The sequence below is a fragment of the Rhodococcus sp. NPDC003383 genome, from assembly GCF_053589115.1.
In genome coordinates this window covers 17,730-29,966 of sequence record NZ_JBSFRG010000051.1, presented here as the reverse complement: position 1 = coordinate 29,966, position 12,237 = coordinate 17,730, and the positions used below count along the sequence as shown (strand labels likewise).

The window sequence follows — 12,237 nt, the reverse complement described above, 5'->3', positions numbered from 1 at the left end:
GTCCCGTTCAAGCACCCGCTGCGCAAGACGGACGCCGGGACGCCCCCCCCGACCCCCCCCCCGCCGCCCCCCCCCCCCCCCGCCCCCCGGCCCGCGCCTGTGTCCGGGGTCCGGTCACAGGCGCAGCGGCTTGACGGGGGAGTAGAGGAGGGACGGGTCGGAGCGCCAGTCGACGTCGGGAACGTCGATGTACAGCTCGATCTCGTTGCCGTCGGGATCTGCGATGTAGAGGCTGTGGGTGATGCCGTGATCGCTGGCCCCGAGGATCGGAACCCCGGCTTCCCGCAACTGGGCCAGGGCCGCGCGCAGTTCGTCGTCGCTGTCGCCGATCTTCAGGCCGAAGTGGTACATCCCCACCCGGCGTCCGGCGGGCAGGGCGGCGGCGTCGGGCCCGACCTCGATGAGTAGCAGTTCGTGATGGGTTCGGTTCGACGGTGCGGAGAACGCGGCGACCGGCATCGCGGGTGCACCGTCCGCCGTCAGCCGGCGCCAGCCGAGGACCTCGCCGTAGAAGTGCGCCGAGCGGGTGATGTCGCGGACGTAGAGGACGACATGGCCCAGTTCCTTGATCTCCATGAACTTCCTTGCGGTGTGGTTGTCCGGGCTGTGCGCTGTCGACCTGGGTGCGGCTGGCACGGTAGGTGGGCCGGACCGGATCGGGCAGTTCGCGGTACCGGTCGAGATACCTGGTGACCGCCGGAGCGTATCCGATCGTGCCGCGCTGTGAGTCGATCCGCCGGCCGGGAGGAAACCGATGCGACCGGGAACGTGGCCGGGATTCGTGCACCGAGCAAACTCCGCAATCACAGCGGGCCGACTACGTTGGTCCGCATGACCACACCTCTTCAGGACATCGCGATCAACACCCTCGCCGGTGAGCCCACGTCCCTCGCCGCATTCGACGGCCACGCGCTGCTCGTCGTCAACGTCGCCTCCAAGTGCGGCCTGACGCCGCAGTACACGGCGCTGGAACAGCTGGCGAAGAACTACGCGGACCGCGGCCTGATCGTGGTGGGTGTGCCCTGCAACCAGTTCATGGGCCAGGAACCGGGCACCGCCGAGGAGATCCAGGAGTTCTGCTCCACCACCTACGGCGTCACCTTCCCGCTGTTCGAGAAGATCGAGGTCAACGGCGAGAACCGGCACCCCCTGTACGCGGAGCTGACCAAGCACGCCGACGCAGACGGCGAGGCCGGGGACATCCAGTGGAACTTCGAGAAGTTCGTGATCGCACCCGACGGCACCGTCGTCGACCGGTTCCGTCCGCGCACCGAACCGGACGCCCCCGAGGTCGTCGCCGCGATCGAGGCCGTGCTGCCGGTCTGACCTGAAGCCATGTTCTCGAACGAAGCGCGCGACGCGCTGTACGACATCATCCGCATGCGCCGTGACGTGCGCGCCGAGTTCGCCGGTGAAACCGTCGACGAGGATGTGCTGTGGCGCATCCTCGCCGCGGCCCACCACGCGCCCAGCGTCGGCAACACCCAGCCCTGGGACTTCGTCGTCGTGCAGGACCGGCAGCGGCTCGAAGCGTTCGCCGAGCACGTCGCCGGATGCCGCCAGGCGTTCGCCGATTCGCTCCCGGAGGACCGCCGCCGCACCTTCGACCCCATCAAGATCGAGGGGATCGTCGAGTCCCGTACCGGCATCGTCGTCACCTACGACCCGGAACGCGGCGGTAAGCACATCCTGGGCCGGCACACCATCGACGACTCCGGGTTGTTCTCCGCGGTCCTCGCGATCCAGAACCTGTGGCTCGCCGCGACCGCGGAGGGGCTCGGCGTCGGATGGGTGTCGTTCTACGACGAACCGTTCCTCACCGAGTTCATCGGTGCGGAAGGCGCGGTGCGGCCGATCGCGTGGCTGTGCGTCGGGCCGGTCACCCGTCTCCAGGAGGTACCGGACCTGGAACGCTTCGGCTGGCGCCGCGGCCGTCCGCTGACCGACGCCGTGCACCGCGACCGCTTCGGCGGCGCCTACGACACGCCGGACACCGCCGAAGCCTGAGTCCGGCAGCCCGAGTCGCAGCCGCCCGGGTCACAGCGCGGTCGCGATCTTCCATGCCGAATGGATCGCGCCCTCGATGTATCCGACGTTGTCCGCATCGCCGACGACCCGCACGTCCGTCCCGGACCCGGCGAGGTCGTCGGCGAGCGGCGCCGCCGCCGACACCCCCGACGCCATCACGACCAGATCGGCAGGGGCAGTGACGGTTTCGGTACCGACCCGGAACTCGACCGCATCCGGGGTTATGCGCTGGACGGTCGCGTGCCGGTGGACGGTCACCCCGACCTCCCCGGCATGACGAACCGCGGTCCAGCGCCGCGGCATCGCCATCGGCACACCCAGCTGCTGACCTTCTTCCAGCAGCGTCACCTGCCGGCCCCGCTCGGCCAGGAACTCGGCGAGTTCGAGGCCCACCAGCGAGCCACCGATCACCACGACGTTCCGGCCCACGGGCAGGAACTTGCGGGTCACCGAGCGAACTGCACCGGGCCGCTTCGTGATTCCCGACAGCGCACCGAGCTTGCCCGCCGTCCGCAGGAACCACGGCTGACCGGAAACATCACCGCTGCCGGTCATCAACGCCCGCAGCGTGTCGCCGGTGTGCACGTGCGGCAGATCGCCCCCGGGTACACCCGGGCGCTCGCGCACCGCGCCGGTCGCGATCACCACGACATCGGGGTTCAGTGCCTGGATCGACGCCGCGGTGGCCTCGGTCTTCAACCGGACGTCGATGCCGAGCCGCCGGACCTCGGCGGTCAGCCAGTTCAGCAGGCGCTCGTTGTCGGGGGTGGTCAGCGTCGAGAACCACAGGGTGCCGCCGAGCCGATCAGTCTTGTCGAGCACCGTGACGTGATGGCCGCGTTCGGTTGCGATGCGCGCAACCTCGAGACCCGCGGGCCCGGCACCCACGACGACGACCCGCCTCGCGGCGGCGGTCCGCACGAACGGCACCAGCGTCTCGTTGCCCAGCGCCGGATTCACCGCGCACACGGGGGTGCCGTCCCAGAAGTTCTCCTGAACGCACACATAGCAATTGATGCAGGGACGCACCTGCTCCGGGGTTCCGGCCTTCAGTTTGCCGACGAGATCGGGATCGGCCAGCAGCTGGCGGCCCATCGCGACGAAATCCGCCTTGCCGTCGGCGATGGTCTGCTCACCTACCTCGGGAAGCATCCGGCCCACCGCGATCACCGGGATCGACACCGCCCGCTTCACCTCCGCGGCCAGGTCGGTGTACGCGCCCACCGTGTTCGGAAGCGGACCGTCGGTGAAGTTGGAGAACGGATTCCGGGCCCATCCGGTGACATGGATGGCGTCCGCGCCGGCCTTTTCGAACAGCATCGACGCCTGCACGGCCTCGGCGGTGGTCAATGCGCCGGCCTCCCCGTACTCGCGTCCGGCGACACGTACGATCACCGCCAGCGAGTCGCCCACCTCGTCCTTGACGGCCCGGATCACCTCGCACGCCAGCCGTGCCCGGTTCTCGAGCGAGCCGCCGTACTCGTCGGTGCGCCGGTTGTCGGCGCGGGACAGGAACGCCCCGAGCACATAGCCGTGCGCGCAATGGATTTCGACCGCATCGCCGCCGGCGGCCTTCACGCGAGCCGCGGCATCGGCGAAACACTTGATCAGCCAAGGGATGTCGTCGTCGTCCGCCTCGTGGTAGGTGGCCTGCTTGCCCTGTACGACGCTCGCCATCTTCTGCAGTTCCTCGCCGGTGTTGTCGGCGAGCGCGCTCATGTCGGGGCCGGCCTGCGGCGTCGACGGCACCAGCAGCGGACGGTCCTGGACGGTGTCGATCCGGGCGACCTTGCCGTGATGGGTCATCTGCACGCACAGTTTGCTGCCGGCCACGTGCACGGCGTCCGCCAGTGACTTCAAGCCGGGGATGAACCGGTCCTCGGACAGGCCCGGTTCCTTGGTGCTCGCGCACCCGATCGGATACGCGACCGCGCAGCATCCGGTGATGATCAGCCCGGTGCCGCCCGCGGCGCGCGCCGCGAAATGATCGATGTCGCCCTGCTCGATCTCACCGTCCACGCACAGATTCATGTCCATCGCGGGCATCACCACCCGGTTGGCCAGGGTGATCGGGCCGATGGTGCCGGGGGACAGCAGATGCGGGTACGTCTTCTGGCGGGTCGTCACGGGCCGACGCTAAACCGATCCGACGACGGGACCGGGCGGCCGTCTTGGTGAACGGGACCTCGTCGTTCGGTGGGAGTTGTTCAGTGGCGGGTCAGCACGACCGGCACCCGCGTGAACCCACCCGCCGGATACGCCGCGTGCTCCGGAACCGCGCCGGTCGCGGTGATGTTCGTGGTCGCGGCGAGCAGTTCGTCGACCAGTGCGGTGAGCTCGAGTCGCGCGAGCGGCGCACCCGGACAGTTGTGGATGCCGCGTCCGTAAAGCAGGTTCGCGGCCGGGTCGCGGTCGAGGCGGAACTCGTCGGGGTCACCGAAGACGGCCTCGTCGCGGTTCGCCGACGCCCACAGCACCATGATCCGTTCCCCGGCCGGGATGCGGCGGTCCGCGACGGTCACCTCCCGGGTGGTGCGACGGCGGTTCGCGATCAGCGGTGCCTGCATCCGCAGGATCTCGTCGCACGCGGCACCGATCCGGTCGGGTTCGGCCCGCAGATGCTTCTGGACCTCCGGATTCGACGCGAGGAACGCGACCAGGATGCCGACGCACGCAGCGATCGTGCTCAGCTCGCCGACCGTCCAGTTGCGGATCATCGACACCAGCTCGGCATCGGTGAGCGGCCTGCCGTCGACCCGCTCGCCGAGCAGCTCCGCGGTCACGTCGGGAGTCCCGGTCGCCGGCCGACCACGGCGCTCGTCGAGCTGTTCGCGGATGTAGCCGTCGAACTCCAGCGCGATCGCCGACATCGCCGCCCGGTCGAGGGCGCGCGTCGCCTCCCGGTTCTTGCGCGTCCATTCGCGCAGCGGCTCGTGCAGACGGTCCGGCCACCCCATGAACCGGCACTGGATCCGGTTCGCGAACGGTTCGGCCAGGCCGGACATGATCTCGGCCTCGCCGGGCCCGAGTGCGTCGATCAGGTCGCGGGCCACCTCGCGGCACGCCGGTTCGAACGCGCGCATGCGGTCGGGCGTGAAGTACCGGTCGTTGATCGCCCGGAACGACGTGTGCTCCGGCGGGTCCATGCCGTTGGGCACCGACGGATGCGACGACACCGCATTGCTGAAGGTCGCGGGGTCGTCGAGGATTGCCACGACATCGGTGTGACGGAACACCGTCCAATCGCGGTAGGCGCTGTAGGCGACGGTGCAGCGGGCGCGCATCTCGTCGTACGCGGTGATCTGATCCGCCTGCACCTGTGGGGAACGCGGGTCCCAATCCACGTGCGGTTCGCTCTGATCGGACATGACACCTCGCTCCGGTCGGCAACGGATCCGATCCCAGTGTGCCCACCGCGCTGCTCTCGTCGCGCAGGTTTCAACCGGAGGACGATCTCCGTTCATCCGCGCCGGGCATCGTGATCGTCGTGAGCACGGAACTGATCGTGTCGGTGTCGGGAATCCGGGATGTCACCCGCGAAGCGGTCGACAGGTTCGCCCGCGAGATGGATGCGCGCGGAGTGCCGCTGTCGCTGCTCGTGGCGCCGCGGCTGAAGGACCACTACCGGCTGGTGCGCGACCCGGCGACCCAGGAATGGCTCCTCGAACGCCGGGAAGACGGCGACGCGATCGTGCTGCACGGCTACGACCAGGCCGCGACGAAACGCCGCCGCGCCGAATTCTCGGCGCTGCGCGAGCACGAGGCGCGGCTGCGGCTGCTCGCCGCCGATCGCGTGCTCGAGGCAACGGGACTGCGCACCCGGCTGTTCGCCCCGCCCCGCTGGGTCGCCTCGGCCGGGGCGGTCGCCGCACTGCCGCAGACCGGGTTCCGCCTCCTGGCCGACGCCACCGGCGTGCACGACCTCGACCGGGGCACCGTGGAGCAGGCGCGCGTGTTCGGGATCGGCGACGGGGCGCGCGCCGAACCGTGGTGGTGCCGCGCCATGGTCATCGGCGCCGCGCGGGTCGCGCGGCGCGGCGGACTGCTGCGCCTGGCGATCTCCGGGCCGCAACTGAGCAAACCCGGACCGCGGCAGGCCATCGTCGACGCCGTCGACATCGCGCTGCACCACGACGCGCAGCCGACCGTGTACCGCTGGCAGCCGCGGGCTCTCGGCCACGTCGCGTGATGCCGTTCGACCTCTCCCGTCGTACCGGGACCGGCCGGTAGTGTCTGCGGACATGGACGCAGACGTGATCGTGGTGGGGGCGGGTCTCGCCGGGCTGGTGGCGACCGGGGAGCTGATCGACGCCGGGCGCAAGGTGATCCTGGTGGATCAGGAGAACGCGAACAACCTTGGTGGACAAGCCTTCTGGTCGTTCGGTGGGCTCTTCTTCGTCGACAGTCCCGAACAACGTCGCATGGGTATCAAGGACTCCTACGACCTCGCGCTGCAGGACTGGATGGGCACAGCCGGCTTCGACCGCGAGGTCGAGGACCGCTGGCCGCGCCGCTGGGCGCAGGCGTACGTCGAGTTCGCCGCGGGGGAGAAGCACGCGTGGCTCGCGCAGCGCGGGTTGAAGATCTTCCCGATGGTCAACTGGGCCGAACGCGGCGGCTACGACGCCGGCGGCCACGGCAACTCGGTGCCCCGATTCCACATCACGTGGGGGACCGGCCCCGGGCTCGTCGAGATCTTCGCCCGCAAGGTGCTCGCCGCCGCCGACCGCGGCCTCGTCACTGTGAAGTACCGCCATCAGGTCGACGAACTGGTCGTCACCGACGGTGCGGTCACCGGCGTGCGCGGCACCGTCCTCGAACCGACCGACGCGGCGCGCGGCGTGAAGTCGTCCCGCACCGCCGTCGGCGACTTCGAGTTCGGCGCGGGCGCCGTGATCGTCACGTCCGGCGGCATCGGTGGCAACTACGACCTGGTCAAGAAGAACTGGCCGGCGCGGCTCGGTACCCCGCCGAAGCACATGCTCAGCGGCGTGCCCGCCCACGTCGACGGCCGCATGCTCGAGATCACCGAGAAGGCCGGCGGGAACATCGTCAACCGAGATCGTATGTGGCACTACACCGAAGGCATCACCAACTACGACCCGGTGTGGCCGAACCACGGCATCCGCATCCTGCCCGGCCCGTCGTCGCTGTGGCTCGACGCCACCGGCAAGCGACTGCCGGTGCCGCTGTTCCCCGGATTCGACACGCTCGGCACCCTCGAGCACATCGTCACCACCGGCCACGACCACACCTGGTTCGTGCTCGACCAGAAGATCATCGAGAAGGAATTCGGCCTGTCCGGATCCGAACAGAACCCGGACCTGACCGGTCGCAACATCAAGCTGCTGCTGCAGCGCGTCCGATCCGGCGCCCCCGGACCGGTCGAAGCGTTCAAGCAGCGCGGCGTCGACTTCGTGGTGCGAGACAACCTCCCAGACCTCGTCGCCGGCATGAACGAACTGGCACCCGAAGCCCCGCTCGACTACGCGACGGTGCGGTCGGTGGTCGAGGCTCGCGACCGCGAGATCGCCAACAAGTACACCAAGGACCTGCAGGTCGCGGCGATGCGCGCGGCACGCGCCTACCTGCCCGACAAGATCGCGCGGATCGCGGCGCCGCACCGCATTCTCGACCCGAAGGCCGGACCGCTCATCGCGGTGAAGCTGCATCTGCTCACCCGCAAGACCCTCGGCGGTCTCGAAACCGACCTGTCGTCGCGGGTCCTGCGATCCGACGGCAGCGTGTTCGACGGCCTGTTCGCCGCCGGGGAGGTCGCCGGGTTCGGCGGCGGTGGCGTGCACGGCTACCGCTCGCTGGAAGGTACGTTCCTCGGCGGCTGCATCTTCTCCGGGCGCGCCGCGGGTCGAGCCGCGGCCCGCTAGGTTTCCGCAGCAGCCGGGCGTCGCATCGATCCGGGTGAGACGCCCGTGACCCGCTTGAACGCCCGCGCGAATCCGTCCGACGCGGTGATGCGACGCGACCCGAGGACGTCGACGCTGCCGTGCAGGGCCACGACGCGGTCGTCGTCACGCTCGGTATCAGCGAGAACCCGCTGCGAGTCCGGGCACGCGGACCGGCCCACACCCCTCTCGACGTGCGCTCGCGGGGAACGCGCAACGTGATCGACGCGATGCGCCGCCACGGTGTGCCCCGGCTCGTGGTGCAGACGTCGTACGGCGTGGGGGAGACGCAGGGCAGGCTGCCGCTCCGCTACAGCCTGATGTTCAAGCTCCTGCTCGGACCCCAGATCGCCGACACCGAGGTCCAGGACGGCCTCGTGCGGGACAGCGGTCTCGACTGGACCGTCGTGCAGCCGGTGAACCTCACCGACGAACCCGCCGACGGCACCGCCACGGCCACGGTCGACGGCGCGATCTCGAGGTGGCACGTTTCCCGCCGCGAGGTGGGGAAGGTCCTCGCGGACGCGGCGGGAAACGGCACCTACCGGCGCACCACCGTCGCGGTGTCCTAGACCTCGATGTCGGATTCGTGCGGCAGGACGCGGAATTCCGTTCCCTCCGGCGCCATTTCGCTGTAGCGACCGTAGAAGATGCCGTTGGCCTGCTCGGCGATGATGGCCTGGTGGATCGGGACGGCGACCCGCGGATTCACCGCGCGCAGGTAATCCACCGCCTCCCAGATCTTCAGCCACGGCGCCGCGGACGGGAGTGCGAGGACGTCGACGCGCTCGTGCGGGATGTACAGCGAGTCACCGGGATGCAGCAGCCGGGACGGGTTCTCGTCGTCGCCGAGCAGGAACGCGGTGTTGTCGATGACCGGCAGATCCGGATGGATGACGGCGTGCCGGCCGCCCGTGCCGCGAATCGTCAGCTCGCCGATCTCGAACGTGTCACCCGGGCGCACCGCGGTCCAGCCACCCTCGAGCAGGTCCGCGGACTGCGGATCCGAGAACAGCTTCGCGTCGGGGTTCGCGTCGAGCAGGGCGGGCAGGCGCGCGGCGTCGGCGTGGTCGGGATGCTGGTGCGTGACCAGGATCGCGTCGAGCCCGGTGATGCCCTCGAAGCCGTGCGAGAAGGTGCCCGGGTCGAACAGGATCTTCGCGCCGCGGTGTTCGACGAGCAGGCAGGAGTGTCCGAAGTGGGTCAGTCGCATGGGCGCAAGTATCTCCCACCTGCTCGCCGCCCGGCACCTTCCGCGATCGACTATATTTTGCTTAACTACTGACGTACTATTGTGGTGAAAATACATTCTTCAGAGGAGATGTGATTGTGAAGTACGTGAGTTTCGAGGTTGAGGGTCGTCAGAGTTGGGGTGCCGTGGTCGACGGGCAGGTCTACGACCTGGGCGTGAACGGCGCCGACGTGGCCGCTTCCCTGCGCGACGCCATAGCCGCGGGTCTGCTGCGCGATTCGCTGGTCGACGGCCTCGAGCCCGTTGCCGAGGAGTCCGAGGTTTCCTTCCTGCCGGCCGTGCCGAACCCCGCCAAGATCATCTGCGTGGGCGTCAACTACCGGTCGCATCTGGAGGAGACCGGTAAGGCCGAGGTCGGTGCCCCGACCCTGTTCACGCGGTTTGCCGACTCCCAGACCGGTCACCTGGTCCCGGTCGAGATCCCGGCGGTGGGCACCCAGTTCGACTACGAGGGTGAGCTCGCCGTGGTCATCGGCGCTCCGGCCTTCAAGGTTCCCGCTGCGGAGGCGCAGTCGGTGATCGCGGGCTACAGCATCTACAACGATTTCACCGTGCGTGACTGGCAGCGCGCCACGACGCAGTGGATCCCGGGGAAGAACTTCCCGCGCACCGGCGCGATGGGCCCGTACTTCGTGCCGGCCGCCGACATCGAGGACATTCAGGAATGCACCCTCGAGACGCGGGTCAACGGTGAGCAGCGCCAGAAGGCCACGATTGCGGACATGCGCTGCCCGATCGACCGGTTGATCGAGCACATCTCGACCTTCACCCCGCTCGCGCCCGGCGACATCATCGTCACCGGAACCCCGGGTGGTGTGGGCCTGTTCATGGACCCGCCGGCGCTGCTGAATCCCGGCGATGTGGTCGAGGTCGAGATCACCGGCCTCGGGGTCCTGCGCAACGAGATCGTCGCGGAGCAGTAGCCGATGGCCATCGCGGTCTGCACGATGTCGCACTCGCCGCTCATCGGCGAGATCGAGCCCGCCGGTGGCGTGCTGGGTGAGATCGATGCGGCGACGGACGAGATTCGGAAGGCGATCGAGGACTTCGATCCCGAGATCACGATCGTCTTCGGACCCGATCATTTCAACGGTGTCTTCTACGACATGATGCCGCCGTTCTGCATCGGCTCCGAGGCCATCGGCGTCGGGGACTGGAGCACGCAGCAACGCGCGTTGCCGGTCGACCGGGAGCATGCCGCCCGGCTCGTGCAGGCGGTGTTCGACGAGGAGATCGACGTCGCCCAGTCCGAGCGGCTGTATGTCGACCACGGCATGACGCAGACGCTCGAGATGCTCTACGGCGTGGACTACGAGCGTCCCATCGTGCCGGTGTTCGTCAACGCGGTCGGTCTGCCGCTGGTGCCGATGCGCCGCGTGCGCAGGTTCGGTGAGGCGATCGGCCGCGAGGCCGCCCGCTGGAACAAGCGGGTGCTGATCGTCGGATCCGGAGGTCTGTCGCACGATCCGCCGGTCCCGAAGCTCGAGGGGGCGCCGGAGCAGCTGCGTGAGCGTCTGATCGACGGTCGTCACTACACCCCCGAGCAGCGGGAGGAACGGCAGCGCCGGGTCATCGAGGCCGCGCGCGAGCACGTGCGCACCGGCACCGGTCAGCAGCCCCTCAACGAGGAGTTCGACCGGCTCGTCATGGACACCTTCGCCGAGGGTCGTCTCGACGCGGTCGACGGATGGGCCACCGACTGGATGGCGCGTGAGGGTGGGGGATCGGCGCACGAGATCCGTGCGTGGGTCGCCGCCTTCGCGGCGGTCAACGCCGTCGACACCCCGACGGTCGCAGGCCGCTGGTACTGGCCGGTCCACGAATGGGGTGCCGGTTTCGGCATCATGCTGACCGATCCGGTCGGTTCCTGAGCTCCGATCTTCTGGGCGGCACAATGTGTTGCCTCTCCAGCCACCCCGGTACGGGCAGATCTGTCCATACCGGGGTGGCTCTCTTCATGCCCATCGCGCCCGGCGAATAGCCGGAGTCACTAATTGGGGCGAAGTGTGGTTGCGGTCATGTGACTCTAGTCTCTAGAGTGACGACTCTAGAGACTAGAGTCTTTTCCCGTCCTCGATCCTGCCCACGTGCGGGTGCCCTATGAAAGGAACTCCTGTCATGCCTTTGGCAGTCGCCGCCCTGTCCCATGCGCCGTCATTCGGCAATGTCGACCCGGGAGGCACGACGATGGCGGAAATCGAGGCCGCAATCGGTGAAGTGCGCTCCTTCGTCGAGAGCTTCGACCCCGAGGTGGTCGTCGCACTGGGCCCCGATCACTTCAACGGTCAGCTGTACTCGCTGATTACCCCCTGGGCGATCGGAGCCGAGGCCGTCGGTGTCGGTGACTACGGCACCACAGCAGGCCCGGTGCCCGTCGACGGGGACATCGCCCGAACCCTGCACGCACTGGTCCTCGAACAGGGAATCGACATCGGCCGGTCCGAGCGGATGACGGTGGACCACGGCATCCTGCAACCGCTCGAATTCATCTACGGCCACCCCTTGAGCCGGCCCATCGTTCCGATCTTCGTCAACGCTCTCGGATTCCCGCTCACGCCGATGCAGCGTGTCCGGTTGTTCGGGGAGGCCGTGGGCCGGGCGGCGCAGCAGCTCGACAAGCGAGTTCTGCTGGTGGCCTCCGGCGGCATCTCGCACAACCCGCCCGTCCCGCGCTGGGACGACGCCCCGGAACCGGTGCGCCGGCGCCTCGTCGAGTACGCCCCCAGTCGGGAGGAGCGCGCCGCCCGCGAACAGGCGATCGTGAAGGGTATCCAGGCCATCGCCGACGGCAAGGCCTCGAGCGCACCGCTCAACGAAGCCTGGGACGCGCTGGTGCTGAACACCTTCCGCTCCGGTGAGCTGTCCGCCGTCGACGGTTGGGACAACGACCGGTTCGTCGCCGAAGGGGGCAGCGCGGCCCACGAGATGCGCAGCTGGATCGCGGCGTACGCCGCCCTGTCCACCGCCGGCCCCTACCGGCTCACCGTCGACCACTACTGGGCCGTGGAGACCTGGGGCGCCGGCTTCGGTATCCAGGCCGCGATCGGAGCGTGA

Annotated in this window: 12 protein-coding genes and 1 pseudogene; 8 read left to right on the top strand and 5 right to left on the bottom strand. The window is 68.9% G+C overall.

What is annotated here, in order from left to right; genetic code table 11:
- Positions 1-114: 114 nt before the first annotated feature.
- Positions 115-576 carry a VOC family protein gene (locus ACWDTS_RS27495; protein WP_248673600.1) on the bottom strand — a complete coding sequence of 154 codons (462 nt, stop codon included), beginning with the start codon at positions 574-576 and terminating at the stop codon, positions 115-117.
- A 255-nt stretch (positions 577-831) separates the two neighbouring features.
- Here ACWDTS_RS27495 and ACWDTS_RS27490 point away from each other — a divergent pair, with 255 nt between their 5' ends.
- Positions 832-1,326 (top strand): glutathione peroxidase, encoded by a 495-nt coding sequence (locus ACWDTS_RS27490; RefSeq protein ID WP_450119419.1) that lies wholly within the window; start codon positions 832-834, stop codon positions 1,324-1,326.
- Between the two features lie 9 nt (positions 1,327-1,335).
- A complete protein-coding gene (bluB, locus tag ACWDTS_RS27485; RefSeq protein WP_197253424.1) occupies positions 1,336-2,007 on the top strand; it encodes a 5,6-dimethylbenzimidazole synthase in 672 nt (223 codons plus the stop codon).
- A gap of 30 nt (positions 2,008-2,037) precedes the next feature.
- Here the strand turns inward: bluB and ACWDTS_RS27480 are convergent, their stop codons facing one another.
- Both ACWDTS_RS27480 and ACWDTS_RS27475 read right to left on the bottom strand, forming a co-directional pair.
- Positions 2,038-4,155, bottom strand: coding sequence for an oxidoreductase (locus ACWDTS_RS27480; protein WP_450119418.1), 2,118 nt, complete (start codon positions 4,153-4,155; stop codon positions 2,038-2,040).
- Between the two features lie 80 nt (positions 4,156-4,235).
- Complete coding sequence (locus tag ACWDTS_RS27475) at positions 4,236-5,396, bottom strand: cytochrome P450 (RefSeq protein WP_450119417.1); 1,161 nt, start codon at positions 5,394-5,396, stop codon at positions 4,236-4,238.
- Positions 5,397-5,515: 119 nt separating this feature from the next.
- On the opposite strand from ACWDTS_RS27475, the gene ACWDTS_RS27470 reads away from it, so the two are divergent.
- Together ACWDTS_RS27470 and ACWDTS_RS27465 are read left to right on the top strand one after the other, a co-directional pair.
- A complete protein-coding gene (locus tag ACWDTS_RS27470) occupies positions 5,516-6,217 on the top strand; it encodes a DUF2334 domain-containing protein (RefSeq protein WP_197253420.1) in 702 nt (233 codons plus the stop codon).
- A gap of 52 nt (positions 6,218-6,269) precedes the next feature.
- Positions 6,270-7,913: an FAD-binding dehydrogenase gene (locus ACWDTS_RS27465; protein WP_450119416.1), complete on the top strand. Its 1,644-nt coding sequence runs from the start codon at positions 6,270-6,272 to the stop codon at positions 7,911-7,913.
- Here ACWDTS_RS27465 and ACWDTS_RS27460 read toward each other — a convergent pair.
- A complete protein-coding gene (locus tag ACWDTS_RS27460; protein WP_282581846.1) occupies positions 7,910-8,044 on the bottom strand; it encodes a hypothetical protein in 135 nt (44 codons plus the stop codon). The genes ACWDTS_RS27465 and ACWDTS_RS27460 overlap by 4 nt on opposite strands.
- Between ACWDTS_RS27460 and ACWDTS_RS27455 the strand changes: the two are divergent.
- Positions 8,030-8,503: pseudogene (locus tag ACWDTS_RS27455) on the top strand (NAD(P)-dependent oxidoreductase); the annotation flags it as partial. The gene ACWDTS_RS27460 and the pseudogene ACWDTS_RS27455 sit on opposite strands and share 15 nt — an antisense overlap.
- Here the strand turns inward: ACWDTS_RS27455 and ACWDTS_RS27450 are convergent.
- The gene (locus ACWDTS_RS27450; protein WP_450119415.1) at positions 8,500-9,144 is read right to left on the bottom strand and encodes an MBL fold metallo-hydrolase; all 645 of its coding nucleotides are present in this window, start codon (positions 9,142-9,144) and stop codon (positions 8,500-8,502) included. The pseudogene ACWDTS_RS27455 and the gene ACWDTS_RS27450 sit on opposite strands and share 4 nt — an antisense overlap.
- Positions 9,145-9,269: 125 nt before the next feature.
- Here ACWDTS_RS27450 and ACWDTS_RS27445 point away from each other — a divergent pair, with 125 nt between their 5' ends.
- The 3 genes from ACWDTS_RS27445 to ACWDTS_RS27435 all read left to right on the top strand — a co-directional run bounded on the left by ACWDTS_RS27445 (position 9,270) and on the right by ACWDTS_RS27435 (position 12,237).
- Positions 9,270-10,106, top strand: a complete 837-nt coding sequence (locus tag ACWDTS_RS27445) for a fumarylacetoacetate hydrolase family protein (RefSeq protein ID WP_197253418.1) — start codon at positions 9,270-9,272, stop codon at positions 10,104-10,106.
- A gap of 3 nt (positions 10,107-10,109) precedes the next feature.
- Positions 10,110-11,054 (top strand): 3-carboxyethylcatechol 2,3-dioxygenase, encoded by a 945-nt coding sequence (locus ACWDTS_RS27440; RefSeq protein WP_197253416.1) that lies wholly within the window; start codon positions 10,110-10,112, stop codon positions 11,052-11,054.
- A 247-nt stretch (positions 11,055-11,301) separates the two neighbouring features.
- Positions 11,302-12,237, top strand: a complete 936-nt coding sequence (locus tag ACWDTS_RS27435; protein WP_197253414.1) for a 3-carboxyethylcatechol 2,3-dioxygenase — start codon at positions 11,302-11,304, stop codon at positions 12,235-12,237.

What these genes read in the sequence shown, in the direction of transcription:
- ACWDTS_RS27495 (WP_248673600.1), bottom strand. Translation starts at nt 576, where the DNA reads ATGGAGATCAAGGAACTGGGCCATGTCGTCCTCTACGTCCGCGACATC.
- ACWDTS_RS27440 (WP_197253416.1), top strand. Translation starts at nt 10,110, where the DNA reads ATGGCCATCGCGGTCTGCACGATGTCGCACTCGCCGCTCATCGGCGAG.
- ACWDTS_RS27435 (WP_197253414.1), top strand. Translation starts at nt 11,302, where the DNA reads ATGCCTTTGGCAGTCGCCGCCCTGTCCCATGCGCCGTCATTCGGCAAT.
- ACWDTS_RS27450 (WP_450119415.1), bottom strand. Translation starts at nt 9,144, where the DNA reads ATGCGACTGACCCACTTCGGACACTCCTGCCTGCTCGTCGAACACCGC.
- bluB (WP_197253424.1), top strand. Translation starts at nt 1,336, where the DNA reads ATGTTCTCGAACGAAGCGCGCGACGCGCTGTACGACATCATCCGCATG.
- ACWDTS_RS27465 (WP_450119416.1), top strand. Translation starts at nt 6,270, where the DNA reads ATGGACGCAGACGTGATCGTGGTGGGGGCGGGTCTCGCCGGGCTGGTG.
- ACWDTS_RS27475 (WP_450119417.1), bottom strand. Translation starts at nt 5,396, where the DNA reads ATGTCCGATCAGAGCGAACCGCACGTGGATTGGGACCCGCGTTCCCCA.
- ACWDTS_RS27490 (WP_450119419.1), top strand. Translation starts at nt 832, where the DNA reads ATGACCACACCTCTTCAGGACATCGCGATCAACACCCTCGCCGGTGAG.